At 57.7% G+C, this 15,818-nt stretch carries 16 protein-coding genes and 3 tRNA genes; all 19 read left to right on the top strand.

The window, feature by feature from the left end:
- The first annotated feature begins 75 nt into the window (after positions 1-75).
- The 19 genes from ACTQY1_RS02040 (at position 76) to ACTQY1_RS01950 (ending at position 15,766) form a co-directional block, all read left to right on the top strand.
- The gene (locus tag ACTQY1_RS02040) at positions 76-714 is read left to right on the top strand and encodes a hypothetical protein (RefSeq protein ID WP_441368871.1); all 639 of its coding nucleotides are present in this window, start codon (positions 76-78) and stop codon (positions 712-714) included.
- Between the two features lie 236 nt (positions 715-950).
- Entirely contained in the window at positions 951-1,859 is a 909-nt protein-coding gene (locus tag ACTQY1_RS02035; RefSeq protein ID WP_154488658.1) for a VirK/YbjX family protein, read from the top strand.
- A gap of 48 nt (positions 1,860-1,907) precedes the next feature.
- Positions 1,908-3,254, top strand: coding sequence for a hypothetical protein (locus ACTQY1_RS02030; RefSeq protein WP_326831143.1), 1,347 nt, complete (start codon positions 1,908-1,910; stop codon positions 3,252-3,254).
- Between the two features lie 156 nt (positions 3,255-3,410).
- Positions 3,411-5,024, top strand: a complete 1,614-nt coding sequence (locus ACTQY1_RS02025) for an organic solvent tolerance protein OstA (RefSeq protein ID WP_154488656.1) — start codon at positions 3,411-3,413, stop codon at positions 5,022-5,024.
- Positions 5,005-5,595 carry a D-sedoheptulose 7-phosphate isomerase gene (gene gmhA, locus ACTQY1_RS02020; RefSeq protein WP_022487295.1) on the top strand — a complete coding sequence of 197 codons (591 nt, stop codon included), beginning with the start codon at positions 5,005-5,007 and terminating at the stop codon, positions 5,593-5,595. Before ACTQY1_RS02025 ends, gmhA begins: the two co-directional genes overlap by 20 nt.
- Positions 5,588-7,066, top strand: coding sequence for a D-glycero-beta-D-manno-heptose-7-phosphate kinase (gene rfaE1, locus ACTQY1_RS02015; RefSeq protein WP_329778129.1), 1,479 nt, complete (start codon positions 5,588-5,590; stop codon positions 7,064-7,066). Before gmhA ends, rfaE1 begins: the two co-directional genes overlap by 8 nt.
- Entirely contained in the window at positions 7,063-8,031 is a 969-nt protein-coding gene (rfaD, locus tag ACTQY1_RS02010) for an ADP-glyceromanno-heptose 6-epimerase (protein WP_022487293.1), read from the top strand. The genes rfaE1 and rfaD overlap by 4 nt, the downstream gene beginning before the upstream one ends.
- Positions 8,028-8,555, top strand: coding sequence for a D-glycero-alpha-D-manno-heptose-1,7-bisphosphate 7-phosphatase (locus ACTQY1_RS02005; protein WP_441368870.1), 528 nt, complete (start codon positions 8,028-8,030; stop codon positions 8,553-8,555). The genes rfaD and ACTQY1_RS02005 overlap by 4 nt, the downstream gene beginning before the upstream one ends.
- Positions 8,552-9,604 carry a lipopolysaccharide heptosyltransferase I gene (gene waaC / locus ACTQY1_RS02000; RefSeq protein ID WP_441368869.1) on the top strand — a complete coding sequence of 351 codons (1,053 nt, stop codon included), beginning with the start codon at positions 8,552-8,554 and terminating at the stop codon, positions 9,602-9,604. Before ACTQY1_RS02005 ends, waaC begins: the two co-directional genes overlap by 4 nt.
- 34 nt (positions 9,605-9,638) lie before the next feature.
- On the top strand, positions 9,639-10,631 hold the full coding sequence (locus ACTQY1_RS01995; RefSeq protein ID WP_441368916.1) for a glycosyltransferase family 9 protein: 993 nt from the start codon (positions 9,639-9,641) through the stop codon (positions 10,629-10,631).
- A gap of 84 nt (positions 10,632-10,715) precedes the next feature.
- Positions 10,716-10,791, top strand: a tRNA-Lys gene (locus ACTQY1_RS01990).
- 8 nt (positions 10,792-10,799) lie between these two features.
- A tRNA-Glu gene (locus ACTQY1_RS01985) sits at positions 10,800-10,874 on the top strand.
- A gap of 6 nt (positions 10,875-10,880) precedes the next feature.
- Positions 10,881-10,956: transfer RNA gene (locus ACTQY1_RS01980), tRNA-Val, on the top strand.
- 211 nt (positions 10,957-11,167) lie between these two features.
- On the top strand, positions 11,168-11,638 hold the full coding sequence (locus ACTQY1_RS01975; RefSeq protein ID WP_441368868.1) for an NfeD family protein: 471 nt from the start codon (positions 11,168-11,170) through the stop codon (positions 11,636-11,638).
- Positions 11,635-12,633 (top strand): flotillin-like protein FloA, encoded by a 999-nt coding sequence (gene floA / locus ACTQY1_RS01970; RefSeq protein WP_022487288.1) that lies wholly within the window; start codon positions 11,635-11,637, stop codon positions 12,631-12,633. The genes ACTQY1_RS01975 and floA overlap by 4 nt, the downstream gene beginning before the upstream one ends.
- A 12-nt stretch (positions 12,634-12,645) precedes the next feature.
- A complete protein-coding gene (locus ACTQY1_RS01965) occupies positions 12,646-13,047 on the top strand; it encodes a hypothetical protein (RefSeq protein WP_441368867.1) in 402 nt (133 codons plus the stop codon).
- Positions 13,048-13,217: 170 nt separating this feature from the next.
- Entirely contained in the window at positions 13,218-14,759 is a 1,542-nt protein-coding gene (locus ACTQY1_RS01960; protein WP_441368866.1) for an AbgT family transporter, read from the top strand.
- A 71-nt stretch (positions 14,760-14,830) separates the two neighbouring features.
- The gene (locus ACTQY1_RS01955; RefSeq protein ID WP_441368865.1) at positions 14,831-15,229 is read left to right on the top strand and encodes a C-GCAxxG-C-C family protein; all 399 of its coding nucleotides are present in this window, start codon (positions 14,831-14,833) and stop codon (positions 15,227-15,229) included.
- A gap of 93 nt (positions 15,230-15,322) precedes the next feature.
- On the top strand, positions 15,323-15,766 hold the full coding sequence (locus ACTQY1_RS01950) for an Lrp/AsnC family transcriptional regulator (RefSeq protein WP_022487284.1): 444 nt from the start codon (positions 15,323-15,325) through the stop codon (positions 15,764-15,766).
- The last annotated feature ends 52 nt before the right edge of the window (positions 15,767-15,818 follow it).

Below are 15,818 nucleotides of genomic sequence, written 5' to 3'. Positions count from 1 at the left end.
TTCTGGCCAAAGAGCTCCCCCTTGTGATAAAATAGATGAAATGACAAGAAAAGACAACTAGGAGGTTACAGCAATATGAAAAAAATCTGGCAAACCCTGTCTGCCGTCGCTTTCAGTGCGGCGCTGATCCTGCCTGCCCTCCAGCAGGCGGACGCCGCTACCTTTACCTATACCCCCACCAAACCGGCGGAAACCACTGCCCAGCAGCAGACCCCTGCAGCAACGCCTCAGGTAAAATCCCTGAAACTGGCTGTGGTGCCCCTGATGATCGGAGAAAAAGTGGAAGACAACGAAGGGATGAAACCCATCGTGTTCAGCAACGAAATCGCCAAGGCTTTCCAGTATCCGGAATATGACATGGTGGATTCCGACATCGTCCGGAAAGTGGCCCTCCAGGAACAGGACAACCTGTTCACCCAGGCTGGCCTGGAAGCCGTAGCCAAAGCCAGCGGCGCTGACGTGGTCATTGTCATGGCTGTGGACAAGTTCGACGTAACGGAAGACAACTTCCGCCGGGAACCCATGACCATCCTGGATTACCGGGGACGGTTCGCCACGGTGAACATGCTGAACCACAAGTTCAAACTGGACCGCTGGAGCTATGGCCGTGAAATGGAATCCGGAGCCATCAATCCCCGGTCCGACTGGCCCCATCACGAATTCGGCCTGTTCTGCCGGAGAGAGCTGAAGAAGGTTATTAAGAACAACAAGTAAGGTATGCTGCCAAGGCAGCATACTGTCAGCTGTCAACGGTCAGCGGCCCAAGGAAGCCAGCGCGGCTGGCTGTGAACAATGGCAAAAAGATTCGGCAAACAACGTCTTTTACAAGTTCAAAATCAATTTACGAAAATTGATTTCCAACGGCCGTTGACCGTTGACCATTGACCGCTGACAAAAAGGGGTGTTGCTGTGCAACACCCCTTCTTATTGCAAAGAAGGGAACTACACCAATGGATTGGGCAGAAATCAAGGCGGCAGGCCTGGCCTGCTACAATATCAGGCATCTGAAGGAACGGAAGCGCTACTGGGTGTATCTTCTCCGCTGTGCCACCCACCGGAGCCAGATGGAAGGACTCCAGAAATTTTTCCATGGGGATCCTCTGCGCCGGGAGGTGCTCCAGGGCATGCCCTGCCTGCTGGAGCAGGAAACCCGGGCATTCTTTTACAAGGGCGCCGGCTGGGCAGAACGGGAAAAGGTGATCACCTATACCATCTATGCCCTTCAGCAGCGGATGACCCCGGAATTCCTCCGGGAAATCTACGTCCGCCACGGCCGGGTGAACCTGTGGACCGACGAATTCCAGGACAAGCCCCTGACCCTGGACCTGCTGTTCCATCCGGGCCAGCGGAAGGAAGGGTGTCTGTCCCTGGTGCTCCACTGGGGGGACCTGGACTTTTACCAGATCATGTTCTGGTTGGGACCGGATCCGGAAAGCGGCAGACCCTGCATCTGGGTGGGAGCCCTCCAGGGCACCAGCCTGGGGAATGATGCGGTGAAGGCCATGACCAAGAAATTCTTCGGATACCGGACCAAGAACCTGATCTTCTACGGGCTCCGGACTCTGGCGGATCTGGTGGGCTGTGAGGCTATCTATGCAGTGACCAATGAGGGCTACTACGCCATGAACCATGTGCGGGTGGACCGGAAACTGAAGACCAATTTCGGGGACTTCTGGGGAGAATGCGGCGGGGAACCCACCCAAGATCCCCGGTTCTACCGGATCCCCCTGGAGGAAAAGCGGAGGGATCTGTCGGAACTGAAACCCTCCAAACGGGCCAATCACCGGCGCCGGTACGAACTGATGGATCGGATGCGGGCAGAGATGGAAGAGAAACTGAAACCTTTCTTCGCTTCCTGATTTATGTTACAATAAAACCGATAGTTTCTGAAAATTACCCTGACGGAGGTGTCTGGATTGAAGAAAAAAATCATCAGCCTGTTTTTGACAGCCCTGCTGTGCCTGACCTGCCTGGTTCCGGCTTTTGCCGAGGAAATGGCGGCCACCAACACGGTAGCGGGCAAACTGGAAATTGCGGAAAACTTCCTGTATGGCGCTGTCCAGACCGGGTCCCTGGTATCCCGGGTGGACAAAATGGAAACGGACATGTACGGCCAGAAAAGTTCCGGTTCTGTGATGAGCCGGGTGGACAAGCTCTACAACAATTTGGAAGGGGCCCCGGTAAACGGGAAGCTGTCCATGGCCACCATGATGAACGTGATTGAATGGCAGTTCTCTGACCGGATGTCCATCGACGCGGCCAAAACCCGTCTGAGCCATCTGGAAACCCAGATCTTCGGCACGGAATATGCCAAGGATTCTTTCACCAGCCGTCTGAACCGGCTGACCAAGGCCGCCTTCCCCAACGGCAGCCTCACTTCCAGCACCGTGGTCCTGCCCAAGGATTCCCTGATCAAGGTGAAATTCATGGAAGACATCAACAGCAAGACCAACCAGCAGGGGGATACCATCGACTTTATTGTGGATGACAATGTGTATGTGGGGGATGCTCTGGTGCTGCCCAAAGGGGCCAAAGGCTATGGCCAGATCAAAAAGATCGTCCAGCCCCGGATCTTCGGCCGGGATGCCCGGATCGATCTGGACTTCTCCCATGTGGTGGCTGTGAACGGGGGCGCTGTCCCTGTTACGGTGGGCGACCTGGCCAAACAGCAGGCCAAGACCGCTGCCGGTGCCGCCGGTGCCTCCATCGGAGGGATGATCCTCTTCGGGCCGGTAGGCGTTGTGGGCGGCGCTTTTGTGAAGGGATCTTCTGTGACCATTCCGGCAGGGACCAACACCTATGTGCAGGTGGCGGAAGACACCAGCGTGGACGGCGTGATCCTGGCGGGCAGTGCAGTAGCTGGTCAGCAGCTGGACGGCAATACCCAGGAAGGCGGCCCCCAGACGGCTCAGCCTGCCTCTGCGGTAACCAAGGAACCGGCCGGTGAAACGGCTGCCGAACCGGCTGCGGAAGCCCAGAAGGAACCGGCCGCCGCTCTTCAGCCCAAGAAAAACACCGGGGTAGCCCTGGATGAAACGGAACCGGAAGCCGCCCAGCCGGCTGATGACTCCCAGACCGTCCAGGAACCGGCTGCCAAGACCGGGGAAGACAAGGCGGATGCAGAAACGGAAGCCGCTCTGGCAGAAGCCCAGAAACGGGACGAAGAAGCCAAGAAGCTGGCCAAAAAGGATAGCAGCAGCCAGCCTATGCTGGATGAAGACGACGGAAGCGCCTACGATACGGCTACTCTCTGAGACGGAAACCAGGGCCTCTCTCTTTCACACAAAGTTGCGGAAGAGAGGGGCCTTTTGTGTTATAATATTGAAGAGTGTAACTGTTTTCCGGGCAGGGAACTGCCGGGACACTGCAAGATTTGATGAGGAAATTTATCCACTGGAGGACAGAATCCTATGAACAAAAAGGCGTTGGCCTTAGGAATTACATTGGCGGTATCGCTGCCGGGCATGGCCAGTGCAGCGGTGACCTATGACGGGGGAAAACTGAGCAGCAAGGACGGTCCGGCTTTCCAGCCGGCTATCCAGAGCCTGGATGAAGTGGAATCTCTGGCCCGGACCAAGGAAGGGGTCCACCGGATCCAGGACCAGCCGGATGCCAAGACGGAAACCATCACCCGGGCTGGACGGGAAACAGCCAAGGAACAGAAGCTCCGTGAGAAAAAGGGGGAAACGGTTCCCAGCGAATCCACCCTGCCCATTACCATCTATGGGGATCAGGTCCAGTACAATTCGGAAACCGGTGATTTTGAAGCCAAGGGGAACGTGCGTCTGTACCAGGGCAACCAGAAGCTGTACACTGCCCAGGCCCAGGGCAATTCCAAAACCGGGGATGTGTACCTTCTGACCGGGGGTCGGATCGTGGAAGAGACCGGCAGCGGCACCAGTGTCACCAACGGCCAGTGGGGCCATTACAACTTCCTGGACAAAACCGGTACGGTGAAGAACATTTCCGGCTACAACGGCAAGGATATGTACCGGGCGGATATCGGGGAAATCTATCCGGACCGGGTGGAACTCACCAGCGGCGGCAGCACCACCCGGTGCCCGGCAGTGCTCCATCCCCCTTGTGTGGAAGTGAAGGCGGACAAAGTGGTGATCTATCCCAAGGACAAGATCATCGCCTACAATGTGAAGGTGTTCGTCAAAGGCAAGCACGTCTATTCCCGGGACCGGTGGATCAACCGGATGGGTGACAGTGACGAAAAACAGAGCCTGCTGCCCCATATCGGGTACGATACGGACCATGGAGTGAAGATCCGTTACAACCTGGATGTGCCCATCAGCAACAAGAACAACCTGGATGCGGAACTGAAGTACTATTCCAAGATCGGCTGGCGGCCTCTCTTTACGGACCGGCAGGAGGAAAAGAACTTCTATGTCCAGATCCAGGACGGGCATATGGAAGACTCGGACAACAACTGGATCCGGAAGGAACGGGATGTGAAGTTCGTCTACAAGGCCCACAAGTTCGACGACCGGGTGCCGATGAACTATTCCGCCTACATCAGCCATGGTCTGTGGAAGGACAACTGGAAGCGGAGCTGGCATACGGAATACGGGTTCTATCTGAACCATGATCCCATCCGTCTCACCCACGAAAAGATGCCCCTGTACCTGAACCTGGGGATGGGCCATAAATGGGTCCGTGAAAGCATTAACGATGAAACCAAAAAGACCATGCTGTATTCCGCCACCCTGAACAAAAACTTCGACGGGGGCTGGAACACCTGGCTGGGCTATTACTATGAAAAGGAACACAGTTCCGTATTCTCCTATGCGGATCCGGACATGGCCAAGGAAATCCAGTGGGGACTGGGCAAACGGCTGGGCCCCAATGACTGGGTGAACTTCGTCATGCGGTATGACCAGGGCAAGAGCAGCGTCTACGAATACATCTACCGGTGGTACCATGATTTCTGCTGCTTCCGTCTGGGACTGGAATATCGGGACAAGAAGTACAACAATGATCATGAATGGAGTGTGACATATGACCTCTATCGGTGGTAAGGCACAGGAACTGATCGGAGCCCGTCTCCTGGAACATGAAAAACTGGTCCACAAGGTCATGGGCAGCAAACGGCTGCTGAAGGCCATTGAGGAGGCGGCGGGGATGATTTCCCTGACCCTGGCTTCCGGGGGCAAAGTGATGTTCTGCGGCAACGGGGGATCGGCGGCGGACGCCCAGCACTGGGCGGCGGAAATTGTGGGCCGGTTCCAGAAGGAACGGCCGGGGATGGCAGCGCTGGCTCTCACCACGGATACCTCCATCCTGACGGCCATCGGCAACGACTACGGCTATGACCGGATCTTCGCCCGGCAGGTGGAAGGCCTGGGCCGGGAAGGAGATGTGCTGGTGGGGATTTCCACCTCCGGCAACAGCGGCAATGTATTGGCGGCCATCGAGACCGCCCGGGCCAAAGGGATCCGGGTCATCGGCTTTACGGCCAAAGGGGGCGGCAAAATGGCGGACCTGTGCGACGTGCTGCTGGACGTGCCCGCGGTGAATACCGCCCGGGCCCAGGAAATCCATGAAATCATGGGACATATCATTTGCGAGCTGGTGGAAGACTATGCGTAATACCAAAAGTACCCAATTCCTTACAGAAGACATCCAGAAGCTGCGGATCGCGGTGATCGGGGATGTGATGCTGGACCGGTACGTGTACGGGGAAGTGAAGCGGATCTCTCCGGAAGCCCCGGTGCCGGTGAACCGGGTGCGCCGGATGGAAAGCGTCCTGGGGGGCGCCGGCAATGTGGCGGCCAATCTGGCGGGACTGGGCGTGAAAGTCTATGCCGCAGGGGTCACCGGGCTGGATGAGCACCGGGAAGCCCTGGAGGAAAAAATGGCAGCGGCGGGAATCGATTTCAGCGGTCTTTTGCCCATGCCCGGCCGCAGTACCATTACCAAAATGCGGATCATCGGAGCCCGGCAGCAGATGCTCCGGCTGGATTTCGAAGAGCCGGGAGACCTGAACCCGGAAGAGGAAAGCCGGCTGCTGAGCTGGCTGGAACAGCGGCTCCAGGACGGCCTGGACGGCATCGCTCTCAGCGACTATGCCAAAGGGGTCTGTTCCGACCATTTCTGTCAGACGGTGATCGACCTGGCCCACAGTGCCCAGGTGCCGGTGCTGGTGGACCCCAAGGGAGCGGACTGGCGGAAGTATGCAGGGTGTGATTTCATCACCCCCAATGTGAAGGAAATGTGCGAAGCCGGGGGCAAAGTGGTGCCCAACGAAACGGAACCTCTGGTGGAACTGGCGGCCAAAGCCCGTGATGCTTTCCACATCAGGAATGTGGTGGTGACCCGGTCGGAAAAAGGGGTTTCCCTGATCAACCGACACGAAGTAATCACGGAAGCGGCCACTGCCCGGGACGTGTTCGATGTGTCCGGGGCCGGGGATACGGTGGCGGCGGTGCTCCTGGCGGCGGTAGCCGGAGGCCTGCCTTTGGGAGAAGCCCTGAATCTGTCCAACAAGGCGGCGGGGATCGTGGTTTCCAAAGTGGGGACCTATCCGGTGCACCGGGAGGAACTGCTGAAGGAAGTGCTGGCCAGCGAAGAACGGGAAGGACGGGACTACCGGCCTCTCAGCTGGGACGAAGTGACCAGCCTGGCCCGGACCTGGCAGGCGGCCGGGGAGAAGATCGTCTTCACCAATGGCTGCTTCGACATCCTCCACACCGGCCACGTAACCTATCTGGAACAGGCGTCCCGGCTGGGACAGCATCTGATTGTGGGGGTCAATACCGATGCATCGGTGAAACGGCTGAAAGGAGAGACCCGTCCCCTGAACCAGGAAAATGACCGGGCCCGGATCCTGGCTGCCCTGGGCTGTGTGGACGCAGTGGTGCTCTTTGGAGAAGACACGCCCACGGAACTGATCCGCCGGATCCGGCCGGATATCCTGGTGAAAGGCGGAGACTACAAACCGGAAGAAGTAGCCGGACGGGAATACGCCGGCCGGGTGGAGATCCTGCCCTTCAAGGAAGGCTATTCCACCACCGGGGTAATCCGGAAAATCGCAGAACTGGTCAAGGAGGGTAAATTATGATCATTGTAACCGGGGGTGCCGGTTTTATAGGCAGCAACATCGTCAAGGGACTGAACGAACAGGGCCGGGATGACATCCTGGTGGTGGACAATCTCACCAATATGGTGAAGTTCAAGAACATCCAGGGGCTGAAGGTCATGGACTACCTGGACAAAATGGACTTCATCCAGCGGGTCCGGGACGGGAAGTTCGACCATGAACCCATCGAAGTGATCTTCCATGAGGGAGCCTGCTCCGATACCATGGAATACAACGGCAAGTACATGATGGAAAACAACTTCGAATACACCAAGACCCTTATGCACTTTGCCCTGGACCGGCGGATCCAGTTCCTGTATGCTTCTTCCGCTTCCACCTACGGCAGCGGGAAGAACGGGTTCCGGGAAGAACCGGCCTGTGAAGAAGCCCTGAACGTCTATGCCTTCTCCAAGCTGTTCTTCGACAACTATGCCCGCCGGTACTTCGACAAGGCGGAAAGCCAGATCGCCGGGTTCCGGTATTTCAACGTGTTCGGGCCCCAGGAAAACCACAAGGGGAAAATGGCCTCCATGGTGCGCCAGATGTTCCTCCAGTGGCAGGGGGAACACAAGGTGAAGCTGTTCGGGGAATACGACGGCTACGGGCCGGGGGAACAGACCCGGGACTTCATCTATGTGAAGGACGTGGTGAAGGTGCTGTTCTATTTCTGGCAGCATCCGGAACTGAAAGGGGTCTACAACCTGGGGACGGGTCATGCCCATACCTTCAATGACATGGCCAGAGCGGTGCTGGAATTCTTCGGCAGCGGAGAACTGGTCTATGTGCCCTTCCCGGAAGTGCTGAAGGGGAAATACCAGAGCTATACCCAGGCCGATGCCACCAAGCTGCTGGCCACCGGCTACGACGGCGGGTTCACGGATTTTGCCCAGGCGGTGAAGGAATACTGCCAGGTGCTCCGGGATTCTGACGGCTATTACAAGGCATGAGCGGGAAATGGAAAGCGGTGTTCCTGGACCGGGACGGGGTCCTGGACATCGACAAGGGATATATCTGCCGTCCTGACCAGGTGGAATGGGTGACCGGCGCCAGAGAGGCGGTGGCCGCCCTGGTCCGCCGGGGCTATCAGGTGTATGTGGTGACCAACCAGAGCGGTATCGCCCGGGGTTACTACACCCAAAAGGACATGGAGCATCTCCATGCCTATATGGCGGAAAAAATCAGGAAAGCCGGCGGCCAGATCGACGGCTTCTATTTCTGTCCCCACCATCCCACCAAAGGGGTGATCCCGGAACTGACTGTGGCCTGCAATTGCCGGAAGCCCAAACCGGGGATGATCCTGCAGGCCCTGGCAGACCATGATCTGGACCGGGAAGGATCCTTCCTGATCGGGGACAAGGAAAGCGACGTGCAGGCGGCCCTGGCGGCGGGAATCCCGGGCTACCGGTTCACCGGGACGGATCTGCTGGCCTTTGTCCGGCAGGTGCTGGCCCGGCAGGAGGGGGCAAAGTGACCTACAAGAACATCCTGATCATCAAAATGAGTTCCCTGGGGGACGTGATCCATGCCCTGCCCTTTGCGGCGGCCCTCCGGGAAACTTTCCCGGACAGCCGGATCAGCTGGCTGGTCCATCCCCAGTTCAGCGCCTTTGTGCCGGAACCGCCCATCATCGACGAAGTGCTGTATTTCGACAAGAAGGCCTTCGGGAAAATGGGCTGGGGGGACAAGTGGAAGACCCTCCGGAAAACCCGGGCGCTGCTCCGGTCCAAAAATTTCGACCTGGTGATCGACCTCCAGGGGCTGTTCAAAAGTGCGGTGATGGCCTGGCTCACCGGCTGTCCCAACCGGATCGGCTACTGTGAGATGCGGGAAGGGAGCCGGCTGGTATCCCGGCCCATTGCGGGGGCCCATGCCCACGATCATGTGATCGAACGGTACCTGGATGTGGCCCGGTATCTGGGGGCAAAGGTGGAGAAGATCACCTATCCCATGCCGGCGCTCCGGGAAGAAGGGGAAACGATCCGGCAGAGACTCCGGGAAGCCGGGGTGCCGGAGAAAGAAAAAATGCCCTATGCGGTGCTGGTGCCCGGGGCCCGGTGGGAAACCAAGCGGTGGCCCCTGGAGCACTATGCCGCCCTGGCCCGGAAGTTTCTCCAGGACGGGACCTGGGTGGTACTGGCAGGGGGTCCGGAAGACAAGCCCCTGGGAGAAAAGATCCGGGACCTGGTGGGGCCGGAACCCCGTCTGCTGGACTGGATTGGGAAGACCAGCCTCCGGGAACTGGGGGCCCTGATCAAAGGGGCCCGGTGCTATGTAAGCGGGGATACCGGGCCTCTCCACATTGCCACGGCGCTCCAGAAGCCCCTGGTGACCATCTACGGCCCTACACGGCCGGACCGGACGGGTCCCTACGGCAATCCACGGGCCACGGTGCTGGTCAGCCCGGCAAAGTGTGCCGGATGCCTGAAAAAGCACTGTGACCACTGGACCTGCATGGGGGAAGTGACCCCGGACCAGGTGTATGACCTGTACCGGAAAAAGGAGGAAAAAGCCTGTGACTGAACTGGCAGGAAAGAAAATCATCGTAACCTTCCTGATGCATCTGGGGGATCTGGTGCTTACCACCCCCTTCCTCCATGCTCTGCGCCAGGCGGCGCCTGGAGCGGACATCACCTATCTGGTGGATGAGAAGCTGAAGGAAATCGTGGAATACAATCCCAACATCGACCATGTGTGGACCATCGACAAAAAGGGGAAGGACAACAACCTCCGGGCCCTGTGGGCCATGAGCCGGCGGATCACCGACGCCCATTTCGATCTTTTGATCAACCTGCACCCCAACGAACGGTGCTCCTTCATCGATGCCATGGCTGTGGTGCCGGAAAAGGTGGGAGCGTCCCATTTCCTGTTCCGGGGGTTCTTCCATCCCTGGCTGAAGCTGAATCGGACCATCCATGCAGCGGACATGTACCTGGACGTGCTGAAGCGGATCGGGGTGGAGGACCTTCGAAACAACGGTCTGGAAGTGTTCCCGGGACCGGAGCACAAACAGGCGGCAGAGGCCTACTGGGCGGCCCAGGACCTGAAGCCGGGAGAAAAAGTGGTGGGGTTCAACATCGGCAGTGCGGTGGTCACCAAACGGTGGGCCCCGGAACGGTTTGCCCAGGTGGCGGATACCCTGGCCAAAGAAGGATACCGGACGGTGTTCTTCGGAGGGTCCATGGACGAGGATATGGTCCGGGAGGCAGTGTCTTTCATGAAAAGCAAACCCATGGTGGCCACTGGGAAATTCTCCCTGGGAGAACTGGCGGCGGCCATGAGCCGGTGCAGCCTGATCATCACCAACGACAGCGGCCCCATGCACGTGGCCATCAGCCAGAAGGTGCCCATTGTGGCCATGTACGGCCCCAGCCACCCGGAACTGTACGGACCCTATACGAAACGGGCCACCATTGTCCGGGCCAATCCACCCTGTGACGGGTGCCAGAAGGGGATGAAACACCACTGTGACGACATGCGGTGCATGCGGGATCTCACGGTGAAACAGGTGCTGAAAGCGGCCCATCACTGGCTGAAAGAAAAAAAATGAAGTTTTTTTCAAAAAGGGCTTGCAAAATTTCGTATTATCTTGTATACTAACAAAGTCAGCGGTTGAGAAAACCAAAGACATGATGGTCCGCTAGCTCAGCTGGTAGAGCACCTGACTCTTAATCAGGGTGTCCAGAGTTCGATCCTCTGGCGGATCACCATTTTTTTTGGCCGGATGGTCAAGCGGTTAAGACACCGCCCTTTCACGGCGGTATCGAGGGTTCGATTCCCTCTCCGGTCACCAACTTATGGGCGCTTAGCTCAGCTGGGAGAGCGTCTGCCTTACAAGCAGAATGTCAGCAGTTCGATCCTGTTAGCGCCCACCACAAAAGAAGACGATACATGCGTAACGCTGTATCGTCTTTTTTATTGCGTTTTTTGAGGGAGCGGGCGCACCGGGCGGGATTGCAGGGCAACCCCTGGTGCGCGCCCTGCGGAGATTGATCAACCACCAAACCTCTCAATAAGCAGGGATTTCCCCTTTTATCTCGAATAATACTTACCAATCCCTTTTTATCCTGAGGAAAGGAGGTCCCTATGGAACTGCAGCTTTTGTTTCTGGGTGTGGTGCTGCTGCTTGTGGAGGGGTTCATTCCCGGCTTTGGCCTGTTCGGCATCACCGGCATCCTGTGCCTGTTGGGGGCATTGTATTTCTTTCTGGGGGCCACGGCCCAGGCGGCGGCCCTAGTGGGCGGTATTCTGCTGGGGCTGGCGGTGCTGGGGTTCTGGGTGGTCCGCCGGGGACCCAAAAGCTGGCTGGGCCGGCAGGTGACCCTCCATCTCCGGTCCACCGCTGCCCAGGGCTATACGGGCAACGAAGACCGGAAGGACCTGGTGGGCAAAACCGGTGTGGCCCAGACGGTGCTCCGTCCTTCCGGACGGGCCCTGATCGATGGGGAACTGGTAGATGTGATCACCGAAGGGGAATTTTATGAACCGGGGACGGCCATCCGTGTGGTGGCAGCCACCGGAGGCCGGACCGTAGTCCGGAAGGAGGAAAACCCATGATTGCAATTTTAGGCAGTACCGTATTCCTGGTGGCCATCCTGGTCATCATTGTCCTGTTCCTGCACTTTGTTCCTCTGGGCCTGTGGATTTCCGCCATGGCCGCCGGGGTCAACGTGCACATCTTCACCCTGGTGGGCATGCGGCTCCGCCGGGTGATCCCTTCCAAGATCATCCTGCCTCTGGTGAAGGCCAACAAGGCCGGCCTGGATGTGAACGTGGACCAGCTGGAAGCCCATTATCTGGCCGGGGGGGATGTGGACCGGGTGGTGGATGCCCTGATCGCCGCGGAACGGGCGGCCATCCCTCTGACTTTTGAACGGGCGGCGGCCATCGACCTGGCCGGCCGTGACGTACTGGAAGCGGTCCAGATGAGCGTCAATCCCAAGGTTATCGAGACCCCGCTGATTTCTGCCGTGGCCAAGAACGGCATCGAGCTGAAGGTCCGGGCTCGGGTCACTGTCCGGGCCAACATCGACCGGCTGGTGGGGGGCGCCGGGGAAAGCACCATCATTGCCCGGGTGGGCGAAGGCATCGTCACCACCGTGGGGTCTTCGGAAGAACACACGGATGTGCTGGAGAACCCGGACCACATTTCCCGGACCGTGCTGAGCAAGGGACTGGATGCCGGCTCAGCTTTTGAAATCCTCTCCATTGATATCGCCGATGTGGACGTGGGACGGAACATTGGGGCCCAGCTGATGACGGACCAGGCGGAAGCGGACAAGAACATCGCCCAGGCCAAGGCCGAAGAACGCCGGGCCATGGCTGTGGCCAAGGAGCAGGAAATGCGGGCCTACACCCAGGAAATGCAGGCGAAAGTGGTGGAAGCCCAGGCTCAGGTGCCGGAAGCCCTGGCCCAGGCACTCCGGGAAGGCCATCTGGGGGTCATGGACTACTATCAGATGAAGAACCTGCTGGCGGACACCAAAATGCGGGAAAGCCTGGTGGCTGGCGGCCAGGAAGAACTGCCGCCCACCCGGAAACCGGAAAAATAACGGGAGGGGCCTATGAAAAGCGATTTGCTGCTGTTCCTGGTGTGGATTTTGTTCCTTCTGGGAAGCCAGCTGCTGAGAAAAAAGAAACGGCCCCTGAAAAAGTCCTCCCAATCGGTCCGGAAACCGGATCCGGGACCTTTCGTCTGTGAGGAGGCTCAGGCTCCTGCCCAAAAAGAGCCGTCCCTCCAGCCTACGGTAAAGCCCGTACGCAGTGACCTGGTGGAAGAAATCCGGGACCTGAAGCCCACAGTGGCTCCCCAGGTGGTGGAAAGCCGGGAGCGCCAGGCCAGACCTTCCGGTCACCCGGTGCTTTCCGGGGACCTGCGCCAGGGGATGCTCTGGTCCCTGGTACTGGGGGAACCCCGAAGCAAAAAGAGCTGGGCCCGGGAACAGAGAGAAAAAAGGGGCTTTTGAAGTGGGGGAGCTTAGGCTATAATTATAAAATATATAAGTAAAACATAAACCGTAGGGGCGCAGGCCGGTTGTCCCGCAGGATGTCAGGACAAATGGTGAATGGGCGGGCTGCCCGGCGTGCAGCCCCTACGGGTACGTTTGACACAGTTACAGGAAAAGGAAGGGATAAGATGAAGGAAGAAACGCAGCAGGCCCGGGGCAGCTGGGTGGACCGGTTTTTGAACGGAGTGGAGAAGGTCTGTGACAAACTGCCCCCTCCGGCCATTTTGTTCTGCATTCTGTTTGTCATTACAGCTTTGGCCGGAGCGGCTCTTTCTGCTTCCGGAATGAGCCTGGTGAACCCGGCCAACGGCAAGGCGGTCATGGCCCAGAATCTGTTTACCAAAGAGGGGATCAACTGGCTTTTGAGCAACATGGTGAAGAACTTCTCCGGGTTCGCCCCTCTGGGCCTTGTGATCACCATGACCCTGGCCATCGGTTTCTGTGAGGAAAGCGGCCTGTTGGTAAGCCTGCTCCGGCGGAGCATGAAGAACGTGCCCCCGGGAGTGGTGCCCTACCTGATTGCCTTTGTGGGCACCATGGGGAACATTGCCTCGGATACGGCTTCCGTGGTGATTCCCCCTCTGGCGGCCCTGGTGTACATCGGGGTGGGGAAGAACCCTCTGGTGGGGATGATCGTAGGATACGCCGGAGCCAACGCCGGCTTTACTGCCAACCTGATGATCGCCGGCACTGATACCCTGATGCAGGGGCTTACCAACCAGGCCCTGGACGGATTCCTGGGCAAAGGGGTCTACGCCGTGGACGTCACCTGCAACTGGTACTTTATGGTGGCTTCCACCTTCCTGGTGGCCCTGGTGCTGGGGTACACCTCCAAGCATCTTATCGAACCCCGGTTCGGGAAGTATGAAGCCAAAGAACTGGAAGCGGTCCAGGACCTGACGGAAACGGAAACAAAGGGGCTCCGCCGGGCCGGCTGGGTGAGCCTGGTGTACATTGCCATCATCGCCGTTGGCTTTTTCACCGGCATCCTGTCCAAGGACGGCCATACCCTGGTGGGTTCCCTGCTGCTGAAGGGGCTGATCCCCATCCTGTTCTTCCTGATGAGTTTTGCCGGGATCGCCTATGGGATGACCACCGGCAAGTTCAAGACTGTAAAAGATATCAACGGGGCCATGGTGAAGCAGATGTCTCACATGGGGTCCTATGTGGTGTTCTGCTTCTTCTGCGGCCAGTTCCAGGGACTGTTCAACTGGAGCAAAATGGGGACACTGCTGGCCATCGGCGGAGCAGATTTCCTCCAGAGCATGGGATTTACAGGCCTGCCTTTGTGCGTGACCTTTGTGCTGGTCTGTGCCTTCGTGAACATCTTCATGTCTTCCGGATCCGCCAAATGGGCCATCTTTGCTCCTATCTTCGTGCCCATGTTCATGCTGCTGGGGTACCATCCGGCTTTTGCCCAGCTGCTGTACCGGCTGGGGGATTCCCCGGGGAACAGTGTGACTCCCATGATGCCTTATCTGTGGATGATGCTCAGCGTGGCCCAGGAAAAATATGATCCGGACTGCACGGTAGGGACTTTCATCTCCAACCTGATTCCTCTGGCGGCGGTGCTCCAGGTGGTGTGGATCCTGTTCATGCTGGTGTGGGTTGCCCTGGATATCCCTCTGGGACCGGGTGTAACTGTCCATCTGCCGGCGGGAATTTTGTAAACCCGGTTGTTTCTTTGGACGGCAGCACGTATAATAAAGACAATAGTTTCATGAGGGGAGCATTCTATACGATGATCGAAACATCCAAGGGGGCGGAAAAGGCCGCAGAACTGAAACACAGCACTGATGTGCATACCAACTGTGCCCAGGCCGTGCTCCTGGCTTACCAGGACAAACTGGGCAAATCCACCGAAGAACTCCGGGCCCTGGGGTCCGCCTTCGGGGGAGGCATGGGAGGCATGGACGCCACCTGCGGTGCCCTCACCGGGGCCGCTGTGGTGCTGGGGCTGCTGGACAAAAGCGGCAAGCCGGCCAAGACGGTGATGAACGAAATCCTCCAGGAGTTCAAAGAAAAAGCCGGCGCCACCATCTGCCGGGACCTGAAAGGCGTGGGCACCGGGAAGATGCTCTGTTCCTGCGACGACTGCGTACGGCTGGCCGTCCTGGGACTGGAAAAACACCTGGGCTGAGGAACCAAAGGGGAAAATGTTGATAAAGCGGGGAGTTATCCACGAAAAAGTGGATAACTCCCCACTTGTCAACACAGGATAAGGAGGGCAAAATTGGATAAAAAGAATAAAGTGGACCAGGTCGATGAACAAATCATCCATATTTTGCGTCATCAGGGAAGGATTACGCTGCAGGAATTGGGTGAAAAAGTCCATCTTTCCGGGCAAGCCGTAAAAAATCGCATTGAAAAGCTGGAGGACAAAGGAATCATCCAACAGTATACGGTCAATGTAAATTGTCCTGTCTATGGTTATCCGCTTCATTCCCTGATCCGCCTGGAAGCAGGGATACCGCAAAAGACTCCTTTGGTAGTATTCTTGGCTCAATGCGGTTGTCAAGTACTCCATTGTTATCAGATTACTGGACGTCAGGTTTATGTTCTGGACATGTTTTTTCAGTCGGTGGAAGAACAGGAAAGAATTCTGGTGCAGCTTCAAAAATATGGCATTTGTACGGTTGATATGGTGCTAAAGAACCTGGAACTGCCGGAAACTTGAATTTTTCAACTCCGGACAAGAAAAGACTTGTTTTTTTCCATGGAGCGGGATT

The organism is Acidaminococcus sp. HCP3S3_G9_1 (assembly GCF_052122455.1).
Lineage (GTDB): Bacteria > Bacillota > Negativicutes > Acidaminococcales > Acidaminococcaceae > Acidaminococcus.
This window is presented reverse-complemented; position numbering and strand designations above follow the sequence as displayed.

What these genes read in the sequence shown, in the direction of transcription:
- rfaD (WP_022487293.1), top strand. Translation starts at nt 7,063, where the DNA reads ATGATCATTGTAACCGGGGGTGCCGGTTTTATAGGCAGCAACATCGTC.
- ACTQY1_RS01975 (WP_441368868.1), top strand. Translation starts at nt 11,168, where the DNA reads ATGGAACTGCAGCTTTTGTTTCTGGGTGTGGTGCTGCTGCTTGTGGAG.
- ACTQY1_RS01995 (WP_441368916.1), top strand. Translation starts at nt 9,639, where the DNA reads ATGCATCTGGGGGATCTGGTGCTTACCACCCCCTTCCTCCATGCTCTG.
- ACTQY1_RS01965 (WP_441368867.1), top strand. Translation starts at nt 12,646, where the DNA reads ATGAAAAGCGATTTGCTGCTGTTCCTGGTGTGGATTTTGTTCCTTCTG.
- ACTQY1_RS01955 (WP_441368865.1), top strand. Translation starts at nt 14,831, where the DNA reads ATGATCGAAACATCCAAGGGGGCGGAAAAGGCCGCAGAACTGAAACAC.
- gmhA (WP_022487295.1), top strand. Translation starts at nt 5,005, where the DNA reads ATGACCTCTATCGGTGGTAAGGCACAGGAACTGATCGGAGCCCGTCTC.
- ACTQY1_RS02040 (WP_441368871.1), top strand. Translation starts at nt 76, where the DNA reads ATGAAAAAAATCTGGCAAACCCTGTCTGCCGTCGCTTTCAGTGCGGCG.
- rfaE1 (WP_329778129.1), top strand. Translation starts at nt 5,588, where the DNA reads ATGCGTAATACCAAAAGTACCCAATTCCTTACAGAAGACATCCAGAAG.
- ACTQY1_RS01960 (WP_441368866.1), top strand. Translation starts at nt 13,218, where the DNA reads ATGAAGGAAGAAACGCAGCAGGCCCGGGGCAGCTGGGTGGACCGGTTT.
- ACTQY1_RS02035 (WP_154488658.1), top strand. Translation starts at nt 951, where the DNA reads ATGGATTGGGCAGAAATCAAGGCGGCAGGCCTGGCCTGCTACAATATC.
- ACTQY1_RS02005 (WP_441368870.1), top strand. Translation starts at nt 8,028, where the DNA reads ATGAGCGGGAAATGGAAAGCGGTGTTCCTGGACCGGGACGGGGTCCTG.
- ACTQY1_RS02025 (WP_154488656.1), top strand. Translation starts at nt 3,411, where the DNA reads ATGAACAAAAAGGCGTTGGCCTTAGGAATTACATTGGCGGTATCGCTG.
- floA (WP_022487288.1), top strand. Translation starts at nt 11,635, where the DNA reads ATGATTGCAATTTTAGGCAGTACCGTATTCCTGGTGGCCATCCTGGTC.